This is a genomic window from Bacteroides sp. RTP21281st1_H5_RTP21281_210402 (assembly GCF_040918965.1).
Classification (GTDB): domain Bacteria; phylum Bacteroidota; class Bacteroidia; order Bacteroidales; family Bacteroidaceae; genus Bacteroides; species Bacteroides congonensis.
Genome location: NZ_JBCOWR010000003.1, coordinates 339,656 through 364,822 on the forward strand (window position 1 = coordinate 339,656; position 25,167 = coordinate 364,822).

Here is a 25,167-nt window from a genome sequence, read left to right on the forward strand (position 1 = left end):
TCTATATTATAATTTGATTTCCTCTCCATTGACGATTACATCATCCATGGTGATACGTTCACAATCTTCAAAGATACACTTCTGCTTACCTCCCTGGATATGGATGTCGCGCAATACGATATCAGAGATAGGAGCTTCTTCCAATCCTACGATTTTGATGGGAGTCTTTACGTCTGTCACAGTCATTCCGCTAATATGTACATTGCGGAATATCGGAGTACGTTCGCTCTTTGGTTCTGCCGGCATCTTGCTGTATTTCAGATTCAGCACGACCGCTTCCTGCTTGATATTACTCATCACAATATTGCTGACACGAATATCTTCAACGACTCCGCCCCTTCCACGGGTTGACTTGATGCGTATTCCACGATCTGTTCCGTCGAACACACAGTTGGAGATAGTGACTTTGCGTACACTTCCGCTCATCTCGCTACCTATCACAACACCACCGTGACCGGAAAGCATTGTACAGTTCGTTATGGTAATATTCTCACAAGGTACTCCCAAACGGCGGGCTTGCGCATCCCTTCCTGATTTAATGGTTATACAATCATCGCCGACTGAAATATGGCAATCACTGATATGTACATTACGGCATGATTCGGGATTGATGCCGTCCGTGTTGGGCGAAGGAACATTATTTATCGTAATACCTTTTATAGTCACATTTTCACAAAACTCCGGATTCACCGTCCAGAAAGGAGAATTGATAATTTTCACTCCTTCAATCTTTACTTTCTTACAACGAACCGGCTGTATAAAAGGTGGACGAAAAAAACGCCGTTGCAATGTATTCACATAATCTTTGTTTGTTTCGGCATAAATCGCTGTCGTATCGTTTTCGGCATCCCACATCGGCTGATATTTATTGATATCACGCATGCCATTATCTTTCAGGTCAATCATGACACGGAAAAACTCCGTCCACCATTTCTTGCCTTGTCCGTCCAATGTCCCCTCTCCTTTGATTGTTATATTCTCAGCATCTACCGCATAAATCAATGGTTGGAAACTTTTCATCATCACTCCTTCGTGACGGACTTCTACAAAAGGAAGATAATCATCAAAGTTGTCGGAAAAGAGTAAAGTTGCTCCGGCTTCCAGTTCCAGTGTGATATTGCTTTTCAGGTGGATACTTCCCGTCAGGTAAGTTCCGGCAGGGAAGAACAGCGTACCGCCACCACCACGATTGAGACGGTCGATTGTGGTGTTGATTAACTTTGTATTAAGGGTCTTGCCGTTTGCTTTTGCACCGGCTTTCAACATGTCCACACGTTCGGCACGAAGAACGGTTGCAGCACAGAAGCAAAGAAAAGAAATAAGAGTTATTCGTAAATTCATGGTCTATATTATTAAAAAAGATTTCTTCGTTACTTTCTAAAAAATCATGCTGATAGATTTATTTTTTCTTCCCAATGTTTTTATAAATCATTGCAATGATTTTTTCAAAGATGCAGCATGATTTTTTAAGGCATGCTATATATATTTTTCAATCAGGTTGCATGTTTTACAGAAGCAACACATTGTTTTTTATGCTACAAATATATGCAAAGATTTCCTTATTCCGTACATACAAACTTGTACGTTCCACTTTGCACTTCCTTAGGTTCTTTCCCACCCGGAAGATAAACAACAGCAGTTGTGTTGACCGGAACGGATACATTCAAAGTGAAAGTACCGTCCTGACGAGCCCAATCCACAACAATTGTACCATATAAGGTTTCATAGGATGATTTGACAAACTTCAAATCTCCCACGGGTTGCGGAGCAATAATAAATTTCTGATAACCTTGCTTTGATTTATTTTGTTGATTCTCCAATGTAGACGCGGCATAAGGACGGATGCCGACCAAGGAATTGAAGAACCATTCGTCAATCTGTCCCATCATAAAGTGATTCCAGGAAGAGCCTTGACGCGGATCCCATTGCTCAGTCAAGGTTGTTGCGCCAAATTTCAGTTGGAATCCATAACCGGGCGCTTCTTCATGGTTGAACATTTTATATATCAATTCATGCTGATCGTTACAGGCTAACGTCTGAATCAGATAACGATTACCTACATCTCCGGTAGTCAAGCGATTGCCATGTGCTTCCACATCTTTAATCAGATTCATAAACACTTTCTTATCCTGCGTCATATGAAGGAACAAGGGAAGTGCGTTACTGCACTGGCTTCCTGTACCATACTGTGCCGTATCATTGTTCAGGAAACGCTTATCAAAAGCAATCCTGATATCATCTGCCAAAGAGCTGTAATAACGAATATCATAATCATTACCTACCATCTTTGCAGCTTCTATCAAATACATGACAGTCATATAATAATGCGCGGTAGCTACCAGTGGCACAGGTGTATTTCGTGAGAATCCGGCACGGAAATCCCCATAATCATACCAGTCGCCCAGTCCGAAAGAGAGGATATTATTATCTGCACGTGTCTTCAGGTAATCGACATAACGGCGCATATTCGAATAATACTTCCTTATCAACGAATCATCTCCATACGTTTCATAATACATGAACGGGAAAATGACCAATGAACCGCCCCATTCGGGAGATTCGGCAAAGGCATCCATTCCCGGCCCTTCAAAAACCACGTATTCCGGAGCTGTGGTCGGCATTGCTCCATTGGAGTGTTGCGCATCCGCCATATTCTGCATAATCTGTGGGGCGTAGGCTGTCAAATCATAATTGTATAGCAACCCCGGCCCGTTCAGATGTACCTGTTCCAACCATCCCAGTTTTTCCCGATGAGGGCAATCCGTAAATACTGATTGCATATTGCTACGAACGGCTTTCTCTATCAGACGATGAGCAGCATTAAATATCGGGTTGGATGATTCAAACGTAGAAACTTTCTTTGCCGAATTATAAACAAAACAAGATTGGATATTCTTCAATACGGGTAACTTCTGCGGGTTCTTTTGTCCTTTCAATACAGCGCCTTCCACTTGAATATATCTGAAACCATAATAGGAGAAACGAGGATGCCAGGTTTCATCACCTTCCCCTTTCAACGTATATTCATAATAATGCTGACGCCCTGTCTGACGCTGGTTACAAGCACCTTCATCCGTCAATGCTTCGGCAACCAGTAAAGTAACTTTCTGCCCACGTTTTCCACGTACCGTTATTTCCGGGAAACCGGCTAAGTTCTGTCCCATATCCAAAACAAAGGCGGACGGGTCTACTGTTCTTTTTGTCGATTTAGAAGCAGCCGTTATTTGTTCCGTATTCAGTTTGGTTACCTTTTGGATATCGTACCGTTCCATGATCTTCACAGGTGGTGCCATCTGTGGACGGAGTACTCCTTTGGGTGCTCCCTGCATTACTACCGGACGCCAGTGGCTATCATCAAATCCTGCCTGATTCCATCCTTTCTGTTCGCGACGGGCATCATAATCTTCACCACCGTAAATACAGTTGAACGTTACCGGACTCAAATCATATTTCCACTCATTATCAGAACGGACGATTGTACGTGTTCCATCCTCATAATTGATTACTAGTTCAAATAAAAGTGTGGGGGGGCCGAAGCTTATCTGCAACTTGCGATAACGTCCCCCCTGCACATTGTAGAATCCATTCCCCAATAAGATTCCAACGGCATTCTCACCATACCGCAATTGTTCTGTTACATCATATGTGTTATAATAAACACTTTTATCATAATCACTCCAAAGCGGAGCAAACTCACTACTACCGACTTTCTTTCCATTCAAAGAGAATTCATAGAATCCCAAACCACAAACGTATGCAGTCGCTTCAACTATTTTCTTGCCAGGCTTATTGCCGGAGTCATTCCGAGACTTATTCCGAGACTTCCGAATCTTTGTATTCTCTGCATCATCCAGCAAAAACGTTCTTCGTAAATAAATGCTTTTCTTCGCCAAAGTGTCCACTGCTTCCCAAGCTGCCTTCACTTCCGGCTTTTTCAGTTCGCTGCCGTGGAATTTACGTCCTTCCGGAAGGTGTGCATTCTGACGGGTGATAGCTCCAATCCATTTTCCGTCGGAAAGTCTTGAGGGGGCAGAACGGAACTTCGCTTCATGACTCCATTCGGAAGGAGTACCCGTTTCGTCCCACACACGGACACGCCAAATATAATTGAACGGATTGCCAGAACCGATATTCGCTCCTTCTGTTGAAACCAACTGGCTTTGTGAAGAATCGACTTTGCCGCTATTCCAAATTTGACGTCCTGTGAAAGCTTCCCGAATATCAATCTCATAGGCAGATTGTCGTGTCCCATTTTCCGGTGACTCCATCATCCATCCCAAACGGGGGGCGCCTTCAACCACTACCAATCCTTCCTGCATTTCACAAGTAAGACGGGTGATCGTTATATTCTTTGCCTGCAAAATACAGGGTAGACAAAGAAAAAGAAGAAGATATTTTTTAAAAGCCATTATTCGTTTTCCTTTTTTTATTAGACAGAAGAACAAAAGAACAGATATTCAGTAATCAATAAATAGCTATAAAAACTTTTGTTCTTCTGTTCTTCTGTCAGAAATATATGATTTGTATCTACTTTAAAGCATTCTCGCAAACGACTTTTGTCAATGTATCCGCATGTCCCACTTCTTTGCCATCGACAAAAATACGTAATCCCTTTCCTGAATGATAGCGGTCGCCATTCTTATCCCAAAGAATGGTCAGATTATGCCCATGATACAATACATTATCCAAACAGAACCAATCCCATTTATCTGCAGGAATCAACGGATTCACCTCTATCGTATTATCCAAACGCGGACGCAGCCCGATCAATCCTGTAATCATCAAGTCATTGAAAGTAGAATGATTATAATAGCGGCTACGTTCCTGATCTCCTTTCAGCCAATAACCTGTCACTTCATCCAAATATTCGCCGATATACGGACGTCCACGGTGATATTGTGATTCTACATACAGTTCCATTTGACGGAAATATACACTGTCGGACAATACAGTCTGCGGATAATTATTCATAAAGTTAGCCATTGCCGTCAATGTCTGTGCAGAAGCAAACGGCCAGATAGCTCCGTCCCATTCGCATTTGCCCACTCCACGCGTACGGAATTCAGGATGGCGACGTTCGGCGGTAGTCAGACCGTAAGGAGCAGAGAAGCCTTTTTCGTCCATAATCTCTTTCCAGGCAACTTCGTATTTCTTCGCCGTATCAGGTAAATTGAAGTACCATGGAATGTAACCGATAGCTTCACGGACATTAGCTGAAGAGTCAGTACGCATCGTCTCGAAGAACTGGTGACGTGTATTCCACAATTCGGTATCCACTAAAGTTTTCAGTGTATCTGCCTTCATTCCATATCTCATAGCCGCCCCCTCATCACCAGAAAGGATTCCCATCAATGAAAGTGCTTTCGCGTTGCCATACATATAACTATTAATTGTCGGACGGGCATATTTCTTTTTACGACCGCCACTGATGGATTCTTCCATACCGTCTTGCACGTCCCCCTGCCAATAAAGCCCGTTTTTCAAACGGTTGGTACGTTCCCAACGTTGATATTCGGTTTCCAGATCTTTCTTCATATCCAGCATGAAGTCTTTATCACCGTCTACCATATATCGTGCCAATACTGCATCTGCATTCCATGAACTGAACTTGTCCATTTTCTTCATCGGGCCGCCTTCATTACCGCGATACCAAGTATGGATTATCTGATCCAAATATTTCGGGTCACGCAGCCAACGGCTTTCGTAAATATGATGCCCGATGGCGCAGGCAATCAGATTGTATTTATCCGAATAGGAACGTTGAACCAAAAATTCCGTCATGCCATATCCAACGGGAGTTTCCTTGATATGCTTGCGCAATGACCACCAACGGTAATAATACATTTCTTCGAAATTGCGTTGCGGACATTCAAACAAAGGAATATTCTCTTCCATCCACTCCGAAGCCTGGGCATTAGGTATAGCCTGGATGATATTCTCATCTTCCATTCCATTGAAATAATCTACGTAATGACTGAAATCCGCATATTTCAGAAAAGCGGATGACGCATCCTTGTCCGTAGAAGATGTTTTCACATTGGCTATGCGATATTCAACCAAAGGTTCCTGCCCACCTGCGTTTGGCAGATCATAAGTCTGGTCGGCGGGAGTATCTACCGTCGGGAAAGTACGTGGCACACCTGTACGGAAAGCTATTCTTTCGACACTCGCTACCGGTGCATAGAACATACGCAACCCTACTCTTTTGCCGTCTACATATACCTGGATATTACGGTCTGTCGTTGAAAGGACAGCTTCTACGTGATAGTTCTTTCCCGCTTCATATTTCATCATATTCGCGAAACGGGATCCGCCTTTCATGCGGAAAATACCATCATTGGTCAGCTCCATACGGGAACAGGCAATTCCGTTCTCATCCAGAAATTCTATCTGAAGTGTGCCTTTATCATTTTGTCCGGCCTGCAAATCGAATGAGACTTTCAATTCTTTAGAAGCAGGAATTTTCCGTTCCACTTTCGCGTAATCAAACGGATCTTTGTCTTGAAGTCTCAGCCATTGTCCATCCAAAGAAACCGGAGCCCAAACGGGAGAATAAATATTCCAATCGGTAAGTTCCGCAATCGCTTTTGATTTCGAGAAGTCATCATCGGCATGTGACGAAGCATTGAGTTCCACCGGCACGGGAATACGGGAAATCCACATATCTTCTTTATTCACACTATAAGAAACCCACAAGTCACCATCCGCAGGTACTCCGTTTCCCTCTTGTATGCCACGAGGATATTGGGGGCCGTATGATTTATAATTTCCTCCATAACGCATCGGGGGGATTTCACCATGCACCAAATTCAGCGTTGTATATTCCAGTCCGTCCTTACTCAATGAGATAGCAAGCGGCCAACGGAATTCCGATGGATTATATACGGTAGCATATGTACCATCACTTAAACGTTGTCCCCATATTTTCGCGTTGCTATTAACAAAACCTTTTGCACGAAGCACGGGTTCCGCCCAAGTGTGCCCACCATCTTCACTGATAGAAGTCAACGCGTGTTTCCAAAGACTGGCAATTCTTCCGTCGGGTAGTGTGTAGCAGTTGAATGCCTTATATCCTTTCTTCAATGGGATAATAGGATCTTCACGATCTGCTTCTTCCACCCATTGCATCATATACAGGGGATTGTCAAGAATCTCCTGACAGGCTTTCACAAATTCGCGGTCTTTACTTTTTTTGAAATACGGATAGTCGGTGTTCTTTTCGTTAAATCCGTGATTATAATAAATGAAATGAATAGGTCCGAACGAACCGTCTTTCTTTATTTCACGCACTACGCGACCGATGCCGTTTCCATCATTCGGGTCGTCTTTCTTATCCAGAGCAACTCCGTAATTTCCCATCGTTATCAAACGGCCGGATTTGGAGACATAGAAGCCTACACGTTGGTGCATGATAGCAATCAGGTCTTTTGCCTGCATCCCCGGACGGGATTCTTTGGCATATCCATCCGGTACTTTATACGGTGGAAATACAATCTCGGGATTTGTCCATTGATAACCATCTTTGGATGTCATCAGGAAAGTTTGGGATGGCGGGACGTGTTCGTCCGAAGGATCGGCCAGGTATTGATAATAGAATTGTCCGTTCCAATACGCCAGCATCGGCTGATGATTGTAAGTCCACCCATTGCCGTTAGAGGCATCAGGATGTTCGCGGTTTGCACGCACCAATTGAATATTATGTACTCCTACCACCGGTGACAGTTGTCCGTCATGATAAGTAGGATTTGAGAGTTCCTTTCCTGTGTAATGGATTCTGTCTTGTGCTGTAACTGTAGCTGTCAGCCATCCGGCAGCCAGTGCAAGGAGAATCTTGGTAGAGTTGTTCATGATCTATTTCAGGTTTTAATTTGTTTCTTTGATTTCACCACAGATTACATGGATTGACACAGATTATTCTTTGTGTCTTTCCGGAATTATCGGTCATCTGACATTTTCAGAAGCGTTTTAACGACGGATTCCGGCGCCTTGAAAATTGTTCCGTGTTTATGTCCGGCAGGTACGCTTACATCATTCGTTATATCGGTAAAATTCTTAAAATCCTTTGTGCGCATAGCACCGTATATTTTCTTCTTATATACATCAAAATAAATGAGATAGTCCTCTCCTATCTTTTCTACGGTCGGCCCTTCGACAAAGGATTCGGTGAACGGCTGTGATGCAGGCGAATAGGGTCCTGTCAGTGAATCTGCAAAAGCGATCTTCAGGTTACGTTCAGGGCGGGTGTTATCTTTGAGCACCATCACATAATCATTCTTAGCCCGTTTCACAAGAACGGCGTCAATGGTGCTAAAGCCCGGATCATATAGAACTTTCGCTTTTGAAACTGTCTTAAAATCTTTCGTTGTGATATAATACAACCGATGATTATTGTTTTCTTCCTCTATCCCTTTCTCGAAACGACCGGGGACGCAAGAAGCCCACACCACCATAAACTGCTCACTATCGTCATCATAGAAAATCTCTGGAGCCCATACGTTAACGGTGGTCGGTTCATCTGCCATGACAGGAACCATCTGTTGTTCCGACCAGTTAACCAAATCTTTGGAATTTGCATAACCAAAGCCCAAATCACCTTTCCAACTCGTAGTCCAGACTAAATGGAAAGTCCCGTCAAGAGTACGTACCATGGAAGGATCGCGCATCAGTTGATGCTGTCCCAGTTCCGGCTTCAGCCAAACTCCGGGGATACTGTCCCAATGCATTCCGTCTTCGCTATATAAATATCTTAACCCCTCGTCAGCCGGTTCGTGGAATGAAGTGAACATATAATAGTCTCTGCTTCCCCCACAAGAAACCAGGAACAAAATACCTATTGCGGCTAATGTATTTCTTAACTTTTTCATTTCTATAATAATCAATAATTGTATCCTTTATATGGAAAAGACGAGAAAAGCCCTGATTTGTACTCAAACAGATTCAAGATTCATCAGATTATAAATATATTTACGAGAAAAGGGCGACTCTCCGAGCCACCCTTTCCGTCATCAAACAAACTAACCATTTAATTATGGGTGCGAATCTTATAAAGATCCTCCACGTGCTTTCACACGTTTGTACCATTCTTCACGTTCTTTCTTCAGGTCGTATCCGCGTTTAGCCAGATAATTATTGATACGTCCTTTATATTTTCCGAAAGCTGCATGTTTCTTATTTGAATTTTCCGCATCCAAGGCAAATTCACGGGCTTCTATCAGCCATGCATAAATTTGTGCCTTTTCTTCTTCTTTCAAAGTCGGAATCATATCAAGATGCGAATCATATGTCACTTTCACCACTCCGTAGGTCATGCCGTCTTTCACTGCTTCTATTTGTTTCTCGTCAAGGAAAAGAGATAAATTCGCCGGAAATGCGAAATGAGAACGATATAATGCTGCATCCTTTTCATTTTCGACAACTTTCAACGCTTCAGTCTTAGTGTCGCCGGTCAGTCCCGATTCTTTTACTTTCTTGACTTTTGCGTCACGTACTTCATAAATATCGTTCAACTCGAAATAACGGTTGGCAATGATATTGCGGACATCTTCAGCTATCTTTGCATCTGTAATCCCAAGTTTATCGACAATCTTCTGTGAACGATTGATAATAGATTCCACATACTTGGGGTCACGGTTTTCTTTGTTCAAGTCAACTGCCCCGGCAGACATCCAGCCGCAAAGCAACAGTAGAGAAATTATTAATATCTTTTTCATTGATTTTGTTTTTAAAGTAGGATACCGAAAGGAAACTTGACTCCGGCACCTTGCCGGCGATTACATTAATTTTCCTTTTTCAGCCAAAGTATCGTAGTTGTTTTTTAAATCACGCCAGTTTACTTTGTGTTTCGTGCTGATACCATTGATGTATTTTTCAATATTAGTGTATCCGTCACCCGTACAATCTTTATTGGCGTCGCTCGGATCGTTCGGATTCAATCCGTTAGCTATTTCCCATTCATCCGGCATTCCGTCGCCATCTGTATCCACATACGGAGTACCTTTGTATTCAGGATAACCACCCATTTGACGAATATCAGTAATAATACCTTGCTTATAAGAGTCTTTCGGTAAACGGCGATACTTGAACTGTCCGTCTTCGCCCATTGACTTGGGAGACAAACCAGTCAAATCACCATAAGCATCTTTCGGAAGTTTCTTTTCATAATAAGGGATACCTGTTCTTACTTCCTCAATTACTCGTTCGTCTACAATATCACGACAAGGAATATTCGCGCCTACATGTTTCAATACATAATCGTAAGCGTCTTTAGCCCCCATGATATTGATATACGGCATTTCGAACGGCTGATAGCTACGCATATATTCAGTATATCCGTCAGTGTTCGGCTGGGTTTCAATCTGAATGCCGCCATTCCAGTTGTCTTTAGTTATTTCGGGATAGCCTTCCATGATATTTCCGTCAGCGTAAACACGTCCGTATTCTTTGTGATCCAACTTGCTACGTCCGGCTTCCGGTTTCAAGATACGATGTCCTACATTAGAATCTTTTGGAGTAGCAGGTCCCGGTTTGTAGTAATTGTTAATCATATTGAACATAGCGGTATAATCACCGCCATCAGAAGAACGATGAACCCAGTTGAATACTACATTATTAACGAAATTGAATATACCATTCCAACCAATAGAAGGGTTACGTCCTGAGTTACTAGCCCAAAGGTTACGGGCAAATGCACAGTTTTCACCACCTAATGTACTTCCAAATGCATGATTGTATGTATCCAACGCTTTTGCCGAGATGGTATTCTGAATAGTTACGTTTACGGTAGGAAGTTTCAAGTCTTTGCTCTCATATTGTCCTTCACTCGGATCGTACATATGACGATAGAAAGATATATTCTCATCCAGTCCCCAAGTACAGGAGCAGTGGTCGATCATTATATTACCAACAGGGTTACCTCCGAAAGAGTCATCGCGATGCCATACTTTCGTTTCTCCACGGCGGAAACGCATGTGACGGACTACGACATCATGCGTATCTACCCAGAATGATTCTCCGGCAATACAAACACCGTCTCCCGGAGCTGTCTGTCCTGCAATAGTTACGTAAGGGGCACGGACGATAATCGGTGATTCCAGACGGATGATACCGGCAACATTGAATACGATAATACGAGCGCCACCTGTTTCGCATGCTTCACGGAAAGACCCTGGTCCGCGGTCATTCAGATTTGTTACAGTAATCACTTTACCGCCACGACCACCGAAACTGTACATACCACCACCTTCAGCACCCGGGAAGGAAGGAATATCAGCCTGTGGCAAATCATACGGACGACCTGCCCAAGGTATATATGGACGTCCTTCCCTGGCTTCTTTTTGTACTATCGGCAACGCTTTCGCCCATGCTTCGTCAGAACGTTTCCGCTCTTCAGTCATCATTTTCGTATAGTTTTCTTTGGCTTCGCCGGATATTTGCGGGTATTGTGCCCATGCAATGGTCGGAGTCAACATTGTTGCAGCGAAAGCTGCTAAAAATAGATGCTTCTTCTTCATTTCTATTTGGTTTTGTGAAGTTGTTAATTCAAAAATACAATAATAAGACGAAAGAGAAAAAGAATTGTAATCAGTAAAAAGAAAATTATTTTATGAAGCCCTAAACCTTTCCTTATATAACAATTCACCATCTTCCTATTCTTTCATATTACGAAAAAGGAAAATGGTGAATCTTATATTTTATCTATCAGGAACTTTTCTTAACCTGATAAATAAAATTGTAATCAGATATTATCTATTCCTGATAATCAAATGTCCCGTCAATACTATTCGTATCTTTCCATAACTTAGTCTGCGTGAGCCAAGTATTTGCAGTAAGAGCTGTACGATTCAACCCCCAAATATAATAACGCTGTCTCCACAAAAGATCAACTCCAACACCATGTCCATCATTATCCATAGGAGTATCGGGATCTGCCAAAACAAAATTATTCTCATAAAATGTTGCCAAGTTATTTAAATCATTTTCAAAGGTAGCAGCATCCGGATCTACTGATATATTTATACGATCGGCAGTTAAGGGATCAGTATCAGTGTTTAACATATCTTTATATTGTAAATAATTGCCTGTACGATGTGTACCATTCAGAGGTGCCAATCCAAGTTTTGCACAAGTCATATTATTATTTGCAGCATCATCATTGTAAAGCATCCAACGCTGTATATCCAAGAAACGTTTTCCCTCATATGCCAACTCAATCCTTCGTTCATACAAACAAGCCTCTAAAGCCGCATATTTATCTGCAAATGTTCCAAGTCCATAATGATTGTCAGCCAAAACACCTACACGACTACGAATCTTTTCAAGATATTCCAAACATTTGGCTGTATTGCCTGTAGCTGCATAACATTCAGCAATATTTAATATCAGTTCTGCATAACGATATTCCAAGATGTCGGTTCCAGAATATTTAAATGTATTATCTACAGATGTATCTGACATTTTGCGTACAAATACTGGACTGGCTACATTATTATTATCACTATAACTATAGTTCGTACCTTCCTGTGTCTGATACTCCCAACGATAAGCCCACACTACATCGTCTGCCGCTCCTTTGTAACCCCATTTACAGCCGGAGAAAGCAAATGTACGATAAAAACGAGGATCTCTATCTAGGAAAAATTTAAATTCATCGTATCCGTTAGCTACTGTAGGACGACTACCATCCTTCATTGGGAAAAGATCTATCATTTCCTTAGGTGCTGTCAATCCACCGCCTCCACCTTGACTGGAAAGACGGATACCATTCTCCCAACCGTTATTCTCCGATGTATTGGTCGTTCCTGCAGAAAGTAATCTCACCATAATTACTTCTTTACAGAAATTCTTACCGTGGTCCATTATAAACATGTCATTCCATTCTTTTGCTGTATTTCCATAAAGTCCATAACCAGCTGAAGTTAATTCTGTTTCAGCAGTCAAACTGACACTCAAAGCATCTGCCCAACGTTGATTTGCTGTATTATCCCAATCCTTATTAAATAAGGGACTAGCATACATTAGTAATACACGGCTTTTCATTGCCAACGCAGCTGCCCGGGTAAAACGTCCCCGGTCTGCATCCCCCCATTTATCTGGCAACATGTTTGCCGCGTTATCCAAGTCTGAAAGTATTTGTTTTACTACTTCCGAAACCGAAGCCCTAGGATGTTTGATAGAGGGGTTTTCCACCTCTGCATTTTCCACCTCTAAAACAATAGGTACACCACCATACATACGCATTAAGTCAAAGTATTGCATTCCCCTCAAGAAATACATTTGTCCTTTTGCTGTTTTCTTAAATGAATCAGAAATATTCACTCCTACCTCATCAATATTATTAATGATAAAATTACAATTACGAATGCGTGTATAAGGGTTATTCTGAACATTTGTTGCCGGAGCAGTTCCATAGTAGTTGGAACAATCATCTGATTTATCAAGTTCTTTAGAAGGGTCAATCATATCAGAAATTCCTCCTTTTTCTTCTGTCAATGCTGTACGATCTTCCCATAAGCCCACAATATTCTGTCCGGGTCCTTTATATCCACTATAAAAATCATAATATAGTCTGTCTATAAACCAACCTGTTTGGGCTTCATTTTCAAAAGTATCATCATTAAACACACCATATTGCTTTTTATCTTCCAAGAACTGGTCACTACAACTTGTAGCCAAAAGCCCCAAAGCAAGTGTTGCTGTATATATAAACTTTTTCATATTCTTATTTTGCTTTTAAACTGTTAAAAAGACAAATTGATTCCAATAGACCATGTACGCAGTGTCGGATACATGCTTGTTGAAGAATCGTACATATTACGATATTTCTTAGGATATGGATTATAAAAATCCCAAAGATTATTTCCTGTCAAACTAATTTTAGCAGATTCAATCTTTGCAGGTTGCAACCATTTTTTTGGTAATGAATAACCAACACTCATATTTCTAATATAGCAACGGAAAGTACTAATTGTCCAAAAGTCTGATTGTGAAATAACATTAGCATCCCCATTATAACCTGCATTTGGATAACGTCCGGTAGGATTATTTTCTTCATCGAACATATCTGTCCAATAAGCTTCCGGTGACCATAACATTTGATTACTACTTACATTTACTTTATAGTTATCAATTGTACGAATACCACCCCATGAAGTTGAGATTTGTGCACTCCAGGAAAGTCCTTTCCAGTTTAATCCTAATTTTGTAGTGAATCCATAGGTCTTATTGTTCTTACATAACTGATCTAAATCCTCTTTATCAGCAATCTGTCCATTAGGCATACCTAAATTTCCGTCAGCATCTAATGCCCCGTGAAGATCCTGATAAGCCAACATACCTGGTTTCATTTTACTTTTATCAGTAATTTTAAAGAATTTAGGTGTAGTTCCCGCAGCTTCAGCATGTTCTGTCAGATATGCCCAATAATGGTCAATATCTGTTTGATTACGTAATATACCATCACCGGTTGAAGTACCTCTCCACACACGATACCCCCATGAAGGCATGTAAGTCGAGGCTCCTTCACGTGTTGTATTATCAGAAGGATATCCAACCGGAAGATCCGGCCATTCTTTCACTTTGTTACCATTGAACCCGAAATCAACGCCAATATTGTATTTGACTTGTCCTACTTTATCACGCCATCCTAATGATATTTCAACACCTTTCGCATCAATGCGTCCATAATTTTCTTCTGCATAAGATCCTCCAACTGTAATAGGCACACCAACAACTTTAGACATATGCTGATTCAATATATCAGAATTACGATCATAGTAAAAATCAAAACTTGCACTTAAGCGTCCATCCAAGAAACGAGTATCAAAACCAAGATTCCATTTTGTAGTAGAATCCCAATGTACATCTCTATTAGGAGTTTTTCCAGGAGTCAATCCTGAACCTAAAGTACCTCCATTACTTCCAAATTGGAAACCTTTATCTGCTGCATAACTATATGTTTGTTTCCAAGCCCAAGCGCCGAGGTTATCTTTGCCAGTCTTACCCCATGAAAGGCGAGTCTTTAAATACTCAAACCAAGGAAGAGTCTTTTTAAACCATGACTCTTCGGAAATAACCCATCCGGCAGATATTCCAGGGAAGAATCCCCAATAGTTTTCCGGCGCAAATTTTGTAGAAGCATCCGAACGGAATAGAAACTGAAGCATATATCTATCTGCATAACTATATTGTACACGTCCTAAATAAGAGAGAGTACCTGATTCATTTTTCTGAGTATACGAATTTCCTGCATTCAGTGTACCCGCTGTTGTACTTGTGCCTAAATATGGGGAATCAGGATTATCATAAAGATAAAATTTCTTCGTATATTCTGCATCCGTACGTTCAACAGAAGCCATAGCAGATACACTATGTTTGCCAAACGTCCGATCATAGTTGATATAAAAGTTCATCTGACGATTAGATGTTATGACATCATTATATGCCACGCGTGATGACTTATCATTTTCTTTAAACTTATATTCACTTGCTTCTGTATGTGAACTATAAAGGTGTTGATTTTCTTTTACTAATCCATTACCCAAAAAAGCCAAGGTAAAAGGCATCTGACGCTGTTCGGAATCAGACGTACTACGAGACGTTGCGTATGTACCTTTTATGCTTAATCCTTTCACATAGGGAATAGCATATGTCATTGAGAAATTTGCAGAGTAATTGAAAGCCTTAGTTTCTTGTCCAGAGCCATTGTCCAGTAAGCTAAAATAATTCCAACTAGCAATCTGATTTGCAGATGCCGCATTTCCGGAGTTTGCATGAGGTCCTAATGCAGGAGACGTATAATATGTTTGTCCATCATCCAATGTAACTTCCCAAGGAATATATCTCGGCATATGGTGTAATAGATTATAATCACCCTGTTCACTGGCTTTACCACCAAATGCATCCAGATTACTGGCATTTTTCGTAAATGATTTGCTTATTTCCGACTGATTCCCCGAAACAGACGCACTAAACTTCAAGTCAGAAGTTAGTTTCACATCTACTCCTGCACGGAATGTCCATTTATTATAATCCTGATCCCCCATATTGGCACCTTGATCATAATAAGAAGCTCCAGCAAAATAAGTTGCACGTTCAGAACCACCGCTCACATTCACAGCATGAGACATCATAAAAGCAGAGGACCAAGCTTCGTCCAACCAATTATAGTTGAGATTTTTCATCTCATTCAGTTCATCATTACTGAAAAGTTTATTCATATCCCATAAACCTGTTTTAGGATCTATGGATGATTTACCTGTCGCTTTAACTATACTATTTGCCCAAACACCATAATCATAAGCATTCAAAAGTTTTGAATGACTAACAGCGTCATTAAAAGCAAATTTACCTGAATAGCTAATTCTAGGTGCTCCACTCTTTCCACGCTTTGTTTTAACGATAATAGCTCCCTGCGAAGCACGCGAACCATAAATTGCCGCACTTGCATCACGCAACACAGTAATACTTTCCACTTCGGAAGCATCCAATAAATTAAACTGCTCCAATGTAGCACGTCCTGTATTAGCATCTATTTGAATCACATCATCAATAATAACCAAAGGAGTAGAGTCACCACCATCTTTTGCATAATTAAAAGATTGACGAATACTTAAACTACTTTGATCCCCGGGACGATTTCCTGTATTTACTGACAATCCATTTATTTGTCCAGCCAAAGCGTCTGCCAAATTTGATACAGGAAGGTCCTCTACTTGAGATGCTGAAATTTGTTGGATTGATCCTGTAATGTTCTTAGCTTTTTGCGTACCATATCCGACCACCACAACTTCATCAAGTGTCTTGGTATCCTCTTGCAAAACAATTTTTAATGACTGTCCCGCTTTAGGAGTGACAAATTGACGAGTATATCCAATAAAGGACACTACAATCTGGCTTCCTGCCGGCACTGTCAATGAGAAGTTACCATCAATATCAGTAATCGTACCGACTGTTCCCCCTTTTATTGTCACGCTAGCTCCAATAATCGGTTCTCCTTGAGTGTCAACTACCGTTCCTTTCACGATTCCCTGTTGCTGGACTACATTTACGGCAGGCATTTCTTTTACACTTTCAGCAAATGTCTCCACAGGAACAGCAAACAAAAAAGAGAGGCAAATAATCTTCGCGGCGCTTAGATATTTGCTCTGTGTTTTTCCAGAAAAGACTTGTTCTTTTTCCATCTGTTTACATATTTAGTTCAAAAATACAAAAATACTTCACCAATATTTCTTTTTTATCATACATAAACAGGACGAACAACCCAAAAATATGTAATCACATATTAAAGAATAAAATTAAATTTGCGATAATTTTATCCTTCAATACCTTTTTCTCAACCAATTACTATTGATTAAGAATGATGTTTCTTGTACTATAAGAATGGAACACATATAGAAGACCACACAAGATGAAGTACTACATTCGTCAGGAAGATGTAGATGAGTGAGGTAGTTCAAGTACAGACTTTGAATTAAAGAAGTACTCGAATCTACCAGTAAAATAGTATCTATATAATCCTCAACCAGTCTCTAATTTTTAATGTACTCTCCCGTTTTCAGCTATCCAGTTTCCTCTAAGAGTCCTTATTCATGGGAATTCTGGCTGAAAGCTCCCCTGAAACCACCCGATTTCGCTTTCAGCCACCCGATTTTGCAAAACGGAAGGTCTGTTAGAGTAAAATACAGCCTCTGTTTTCCCTAATTGGAGCCTCTATTCCCATGGGTTAGAGGCTCCAATCCCGGAGAGTAATATAATATGCCCAAGGGGCAGAAAAGATATGCCCGGTTGTCAGACATATAGAGCCGACGCGTCAGTTATATATAGCCAACATCTCGACTATTTACAATTGACAATCCGGCTGAAAGCATCTGCTTTCAGCCGGAACACCGATAAACAGGGAGTCACAGAAAAAACTGAAAGCTGAAACCACTTTTTCAAATTTTCCTCGGAGAGCCCTATATTTCTAAAAAAAATGAGTCCAAACCACCCTCCTTTGAAAGGAGAAATAATTTGAACTCATCTTCTATGGTAAATTGCTTTTCTTCTAGTTGCAGCAAATTCCCTTTTCCTGAAAATCAGGAGAACTTTTATTCAGCCAGCGGGTCAAAAGTTCCCATGCCACCATGAGAGTGGTCTTCCCAACCAATGGTCTGATACAATGTAGCATTGGTCTGTTGTGCGCTTTGTCGCAATCCGAAGAAATAATATCTAGGTTGGAAAACAGGATCGATACCAAGCGTGTTACCGTCAAGACTGATATCCTTGCGTGTAAAGTTTGCATTATAGAAATCACACATCGCCTGCACAACCGGATCGGAAATTATCTCATCATCACCAACTATTTCGGATACGATATTCTCATTCAAAGTCAATGCGGCCGGACGGGTTACATTTCTAAGAGGGTCGCTATTGTCATTCGCAGCACCGGTTCCTGCCACATGGATTTCAATACGATGCCTTTTGCCATGAGCATTCATCGGAGTTACACCCAGATAACTACAAGTATTACCGCTAAATCCGGACAATGCCCAACTTGCATTCAACGCTCCTTGCCCTACACCACCGTCAAAAAGCATCCAACGGCGCATATCATAAGCCCGTTTGCCTTCATAAGCCAATTCTATCTGACGCTCATACAAGATAGCCGCAAATAATTTGGCACGGTCATTCTCAATATCTGTATTCAGGCCGTAATTATTAGCTGCTGTATATCCGACCCGTGCACGCACGTCTTTCAATGCCTGAACACCTTCCGCATGATATGCGCCACCGGCACCGCAAGCGGACTCCGCCAAGTTCAGCAACACTTCAGCATAACGTATCTCCATATAAGGAGCTGCCGAACGTCTGAAACCTTGCTGGTCACCGGAACTATTGTCCGTAAACACATTGAGAGCGGAAGCCGGATCATCATTTGAACGTTTACGTACATAGACACTCCTGTTTTTAGTTCCTAACTTATCAGCCGCATAGCCGCTTCTACCCGGATCTGCGAGATCCGCAGCCGATGCATACCAACAATAGTTCCAAAGTTCATATTCACTTCCATCCGTATAATAGCTGGGGCAAAGACCGGACATGGTAGTTCCCGAGAAATCTACATCCCCACTATTGAATTTCCATTCCACACCCGGAAATGCGAACGTACGATAGAAACGCGGGTCACGGTTCATAAAGAACTTACTACCTTCGTTGTCGTATGTATATATTGATTCTCCGGGTCTCTTACCGTCAGCCATCGGGAAAAGGTCTACCATTTCAGCAGTAGCTGTTCTACCTCCGCCACCATTTATATTACCCGGACGGATTCCCTGCTCCCACAAGTTATACTTATTAATATTCTGACCGGCAATAGGAGATACATTATTGTATAAAGTTACAAATACGGCTTCACTTCCTCCTGTATAATCGGCAAACATTTTAGCCCAGTTCTTCGCATTGTTTTCTCCCCCGTTACTTTCATAAGCAAGTCCGAAGCTACCGGCCTTCAATGCAGCAATGGCTTCAGAATTTGCGTCATATGCAGCTTTCCAACGTGATTGGTCATCGGCACGGTTGAAGAGCGGGCTGGCATAAAGCAACAACATACGCCCTTTCAAGGCAAGAGCGGCACCGGAAGTGATACGTCCGTAATCATTTCCCTCCCATCGTACCGGAAGATATCGGGATGCCAAATCCAGATCATTACATATAAAGTCTACGCAATCTTTGGTTGAAGAACGGGGAATTACCAGATTCTCACCGTTTCCATCACCAATCACCGGATTCTGGACATGGTCTACAATAGGTACACCACCATACATTTTCACCAACAGATAATAACGCCAGGCACGGAAAAAGTAAGCCTGTCCCAACAATTCCTCTTTTTCTGCCTGAGTAAGGGTCGCACTTCCTGTCACCCCTTCTATGATATCATTACATTCGCGGATACGTCCCCAAGGGCTTGTTTCTCCGTTGATAACATAAAAATAGTCGGGCACACTCTGAATCGTAAGAATCTCTGACGGATTATTGAAAACGGAATATTCGCCGTACTCTTCCGTACATTTGGAAAAGTCATCGTTGATTCCCGCACTGACTATATCAGACAGTGCATTGGAACCTCCGGTTGCGTTAGGCAGCAAACAGCGATACAAATAATCTACACGACTTTTAGCGGTTTCATAATATTCGTATACGACTGAGCCGTCAAAGCTCCCGTATACTTTCTTGTCTTTCAGAAAGTCGTCGCTACATCCGGTAAAGCTGATTATTGCTGCCACCGCCAACGCTTTCAAACTAAACATATTTATCTTTTCTTTCATAATCTTCTTTTATATTAGAATGAAACATTCACACCCATGGTAAATTTACGCAAGTTCGGATAATTTCCATACGTGCCTGCCCATGTATCCCATACGCCATTTTCATAAGGATTGTAGAAGCTAAAAAGGTTCTGACAAGTCAGGTTCAAACGGCAACTGCTGATGCCAATCAGAGTCAACCATTCTTTCGGAAGGTTGTAAGCTACGGTCAGATTACGCAATCTTATGTTGGCCGCACTGACTTTCCAGAATGTGGAAGCCTGGCTATTCACCTCTTTATATCGCAGGTTCGGATATTTAGCATTCCGGTTCATCGCTGCCACGACATTGCCGTTAGCATCCAGCACGTCTTCGTACACATACATGTCTTTCCACATGGCAGACAGGTTTTTATATTCCATATCATCGTAGCTTTCCTGACGCAAGTTGGTTTGAACAAGACCGTAAGCCCCCCAGTTTGCCCCTAACTGCGCACTAAATGAGAAGTTCTTATAAGCACCACCGAAATTCAGAGTAAATCCCCACGGATTATTGACACGATTGGAAATCTTCACATAGTCATTCCGGTCAATAACCCCGTCCTTTTCGCCATAACTTCCGTCAGCATTACGTTGTCCGCGCTGGTCGCTATAAATCAACATACCCGGATGAACGTTATCTTTCGAATTTCCAAGATAGGATGTGATATTGTTGACTGCGAAATATTCCTCAATTTCCTGATAACTACGGAACATACCAAGACATTCGTATCCCCATACTCCACGGTCGGAACGTTCGCCACGAACGACGTCATCAAAGAAAGGTGTAGCCTGGAAACCGGCTTCCTTTATCTTATTGTCGCTATAACCTGTACTCATCTTCACCCAATAAGAGAAATCTTTGCCGATTTTATCTTTCCAGTTCAGGGTAAGTTCCACACCATAAGTGTCGATCTCTCCGAAATTTTCCGGAGTAGCCTGTGTGCCAACAGTTGTCGGATAGAAAGAGGTTCCTGTGAAAGTGGTAAACAACTCACGTCCCATGTCATAGTAAGCATCCAGCGTAATGCCCAATCTGCTGTTCAATGTCCGGATATCGATACCCACGTTCGTTTTGTAGGTCTTGTCCCAATGCACATCTTTATTCACACCTCTTTGGGGCATCTGGAAAGTCGCACCAGCATATGTATTGGTACCTTCTCCGAATATAGGGCCACCGTCCTGATTGCGGGCGTAAAGTTGGGTCCACAACCAAGGCTGTATGTTGTCTCTTCCCAAAATACCGAATGATGCACGGATTTTAAAGAAGTCAATGCCGAGTTTTTCCTTATTGAACCAGTTTTCTTCCGACAATACCCAACCTACTGACCAGGAAGGGAATACTCCCCAATAATTACTGGGAGCAAATTTGGTAGAAGCATCCGAACGAAGCAGGAACTCGAACAAATACTTGTCCGCATACGAATAGTTCAAACGGCCGATATAAGAGAGCATACCCGATTCTGTACGGCCGAAAGTGGTTGTCTGATCCGCACCGGTAGCTGCGGAAGTCGATTGTCCGTCAGTAAAGCTATAAGGGTCGGCAACAGTACCTGTCAGATATTCATATTCTGATTCAGCCTTTTCTATTGAAAACAAACCGCTCACATTGTGCAAGCCAAACTGGCGTGCGTAGCTGACAGTCAAGTTCATCTGGTAATTGTCCGTCTTGTTCATTGTGCGTGAAAGCAAGTTACCATTATCCAAAGTGAAAGTACCGAAATTACTGTCGGCAACGTCTATATCACTGCCTGTATAAAGGTGATTTCCACTACCACCACGATTCAACAATCTATAAACGGACATTTTGGTACCAATATCGTTTCCTTTATTATTCATGATGTTTCTTGAATAAGACGCTTTCACTTTCAATCCTTTCAACCATTTGTTCCAACCGAAATCGTACTCAAATGAACCGTTGATAGACATATTGTTAGATTGTTTTTCTGTGTTATCCGGTGAATTCTGTACAGCTCCATAATGGAACAATTGTACGGCAGTAAGACCTGAAGACGCGTTTTCCATACCTGTATATACCACAGGAAGGCCATTTATATAGGCAGGAACAAACGGTATATGTGTCATCAAAGAGTTGAAGTCAGCATCTGTTCCACCACTAGTTATACCATTACGGGCACTATTCTGCTCACTCATATCACCCGATACTTGCAATGTGGCCTTTGCCCACTTGCCGATATTGGCATTCACACCTGCACGGAAGTTCCAACGGTCATAATCCAGACGGCCGATGTTACCTTCCTGACTATAATAAGAAACGCCTGCAAAGTAAGTAGCTTTCTCCGTACCACCATTGATATTGATGCCATGCCGTTGCGTCCAGGCCGCGCTCCACTCCTGATCGAGCAAATCGTAATTCAGTCCTCTCATGGCTTCTAGTTCATCAGCCTGGAAGTATTGTGTTCTCCGATTATCTGATTCTGATTCACCGGTAGAAGTACCTGCTGCACGTGCTGCATTATAGAGACGTCCGTAATCATAAGCATTAAGCATCTTAGGAAGTTTCAAAGCGTCAGTAAAACCGAATTGACCTGTATATGAAATACTGGGTGCACCTACTTTACCACGTTTTGTTTTCACCAATACTACACCGTAAGCTGCACGGGCTCCATATACTGCTGCTGATGCGTCTTTCAATACTGTTATGTTTTCCACTTCATTCACATCGAGATTATTGAACGCATCCTCGGTAGAAATGAAATCATCGATTACGTACAGCGGGCTAGGATTCGCATCTCCACCTCGAGTTGAGTTGGGAGTCACACTGGTATTGATGTTACTTTGACGGATTTGCAGGCTAGGCGTACTACCCGGACGACCACCACCCGCACTGACATGCAGACCGGTCATCATTCCACTCAACGCATCTCCCAAATTACCTACTGAAAGGTCTTTTATCTCTTCTGTGGAAATGGTTTCGATAGATCCCGTAATGTTTTTCATCTTCTGCGTCCCATAGCCTACGACCACCACTTCATCCAACTTTGAAACGTCTTCCAGCAGAATGACTTTCGGATTATTCAGATTGGTAATAGTCTGGGTTATGTATCCGACGAATGTAACTGTCAGTCGTCCTCCCTCCGGAACGGAAAGGCTGAATTTCCCGTCAATATCACTTATCGTACCCACTGTAGTGTCTACAATCTTGATTGCAGCTCCAATAATAGGGTCTCCAAATTCATCCACCACAGAACCATTCACTGTACGCGAGTTCTGGGCATAGACGATTTGTGCAAAGGCTTGTATGAAAAGCAGACATAAGCCTAAAATAAAATATCTTTTACTCATAGTATTCTGTTATTGTTTATACATTGTTATTCATTCTGTTGCCGGAAGCCAGCGCGGGTCGCCGCAACGATTTGCAATATGCTCTGAACTACTTAAAGTAAAATCGCCATTAGCTGCATCAGCAAAACGCGGCGCTACCTTGATTGCAGTTCCAGAGTGGTCACGACCGGCATCGTCACTAGTATCATAATCAAGGAACCCACCGGGAACAGCACTATAATAATAGGTGTTATATCCAAGTGTATAGTTCACGTTTCCATAATTTCCGGCGTTACATATACGTCTGAAAACACCTTCAGTTCCTGTTGAAGAACTTACAACGCAATCTGCAAAAATAGTATTCTGCATCTCCAAAGTAAATACTGCACTATTACTACCTATTACATTATTAAAGAAACGATTGTTACCGATACGGTAAAAAGTACAATTATTCATTTTTCTAAGTGATGAGCTCCAACCGGAACCACTAAAGTTCGACGGAGTACGTCCTCTCATTTGCACCAAATAACCATTTCCGGCAACTGGATAGTAAATCGTACTATTCGTAAAAGATAAATCCTTAATCCAACCTTGCCCATTAAACGCAATAAAAGTAGTGCTGCCATCTTTGATACTGACCAGGCAATCATCAACAGACAAAGCTGCCAAAGCATACCCATTGTTACAATAATATAAAGGCACAGGCATATGGGTCAAATTACAAGATTGGAAAACATAAGGTTGCTGCACTATACCCGCTTCCGCTGCGTTGAACATAATCAAACCTCTACTATTAGAAGCGGTATATGTACTTTCGTCAAAATCGAAATCAATGAACTTGACCTTAAGTCCTGCTCCGTGATTTATAAAAGAAGCATTTCCTTTCATGGTTACCTTCGCATGGTTTACTTTGTCGCCACGGATAGTCAGTGTTGTCGTACCCAAATCAATGTTGCCGTCCATCTCATAGTTACCGCCTGCCACCAACTCATAAGCAACCTCTTCTTCACCTTCTTCAAGAGGAGCAATAGGATTCTCATCAAAATAAGTCGTCAGATTCGTACCGGACGGGATTATTTCACGCAATGGCACCAAAGTATTATAAGGCATCTCTGTAGCTGCAACGGCGTCACTATTATTATACTTGTCATTCCCCAATGTTTTAACTACCACTTTATACCTCGTATCCGCGGTAATATCACGGGTAATCTTACATTTGTCCACAATCTCATTTTCCGGACCAATAACAACCGGATTATCCGGATCATCCACATTATAGAACGTCACCTGATATCCTCCGGCTCCAAGTACTACCGGCCATGTAACTTCAAGAGACGTAATGTCTACATTTCTCGTAAAAGTCCAACCTTCGGTTGAGGGTGATTCTAAGGTTACTCCCTGAACTCCCGGTGAAAAGGTTCTATCATCTTTGTATCCATCGACACAAGAACTAAAAAGAAGCATAGCCGCTCCAAAAGCCAGACCAGTCCTTTTTACCCGTAAGAATAAATGTTTACTCTTCATAGATTAAATTTTAATTTAAACAAAATAATATAATTACATCT

11 protein-coding genes are annotated in these 25,167 nt (G+C 41.8%); all 11 read right to left on the reverse strand.

What is annotated here, in order from left to right; all coding sequences use genetic code 11:
• Positions 1-6: 6 nt before the first annotated feature.
• The 11 genes from AB5443_RS06905 to AB5443_RS06955 all read right to left on the reverse strand — a co-directional run bounded on the left by AB5443_RS06905 (position 7) and on the right by AB5443_RS06955 (position 25,126).
• Entirely contained in the window at positions 7-1,341 is a 1,335-nt protein-coding gene (locus AB5443_RS06905) for a glycoside hydrolase family 28 protein (protein WP_368113524.1), read from the reverse strand.
• Positions 1,342-1,559: 218 nt separating this feature from the next.
• On the reverse strand, positions 1,560-4,409 hold the full coding sequence (locus tag AB5443_RS06910; RefSeq protein WP_368113525.1) for a glycoside hydrolase family 78 protein: 2,850 nt from the start codon (positions 4,407-4,409) through the stop codon (positions 1,560-1,562).
• A gap of 118 nt (positions 4,410-4,527) precedes the next feature.
• Positions 4,528-7,848, reverse strand: coding sequence for a glycosyl hydrolase family 65 protein (locus AB5443_RS06915; RefSeq protein WP_368113526.1), 3,321 nt, complete (start codon positions 7,846-7,848; stop codon positions 4,528-4,530).
• A gap of 86 nt (positions 7,849-7,934) precedes the next feature.
• Positions 7,935-8,864, reverse strand: coding sequence for a glycoside hydrolase family 43 protein (locus AB5443_RS06920; protein WP_277133247.1), 930 nt, complete (start codon positions 8,862-8,864; stop codon positions 7,935-7,937).
• 177 nt (positions 8,865-9,041) lie between these two features.
• Entirely contained in the window at positions 9,042-9,710 is a 669-nt protein-coding gene (locus AB5443_RS06925; protein WP_368113527.1) for a DUF3826 domain-containing protein, read from the reverse strand.
• Positions 9,711-9,770: 60 nt separating this feature from the next.
• A complete protein-coding gene (locus AB5443_RS06930) occupies positions 9,771-11,510 on the reverse strand; it encodes a thrombospondin type 3 repeat-containing protein (RefSeq protein WP_195407213.1) in 1,740 nt (579 codons plus the stop codon).
• 235 nt (positions 11,511-11,745) lie between these two features.
• Positions 11,746-13,713, reverse strand: coding sequence for a RagB/SusD family nutrient uptake outer membrane protein (locus AB5443_RS06935; RefSeq protein WP_368113528.1), 1,968 nt, complete (start codon positions 13,711-13,713; stop codon positions 11,746-11,748).
• Positions 13,714-13,736: 23 nt separating this feature from the next.
• Positions 13,737-17,177 (reverse strand): TonB-dependent receptor, encoded by a 3,441-nt coding sequence (locus AB5443_RS06940; protein ID WP_195662801.1) that lies wholly within the window; start codon positions 17,175-17,177, stop codon positions 13,737-13,739.
• A 906-nt stretch (positions 17,178-18,083) separates the two neighbouring features.
• Entirely contained in the window at positions 18,084-20,300 is a 2,217-nt protein-coding gene (locus AB5443_RS06945) for a RagB/SusD family nutrient uptake outer membrane protein (RefSeq protein WP_195662800.1), read from the reverse strand.
• Positions 20,301-20,314: 14 nt separating this feature from the next.
• Positions 20,315-23,623, reverse strand: a complete 3,309-nt coding sequence (locus tag AB5443_RS06950) for a SusC/RagA family TonB-linked outer membrane protein (protein ID WP_368113530.1) — start codon at positions 23,621-23,623, stop codon at positions 20,315-20,317.
• A 30-nt stretch (positions 23,624-23,653) separates the two neighbouring features.
• Positions 23,654-25,126, reverse strand: coding sequence for a DUF4992 family lipoprotein (locus AB5443_RS06955; RefSeq protein ID WP_022140036.1), 1,473 nt, complete (start codon positions 25,124-25,126; stop codon positions 23,654-23,656).
• Positions 25,127-25,167: the final 41 nt, after the last annotated feature.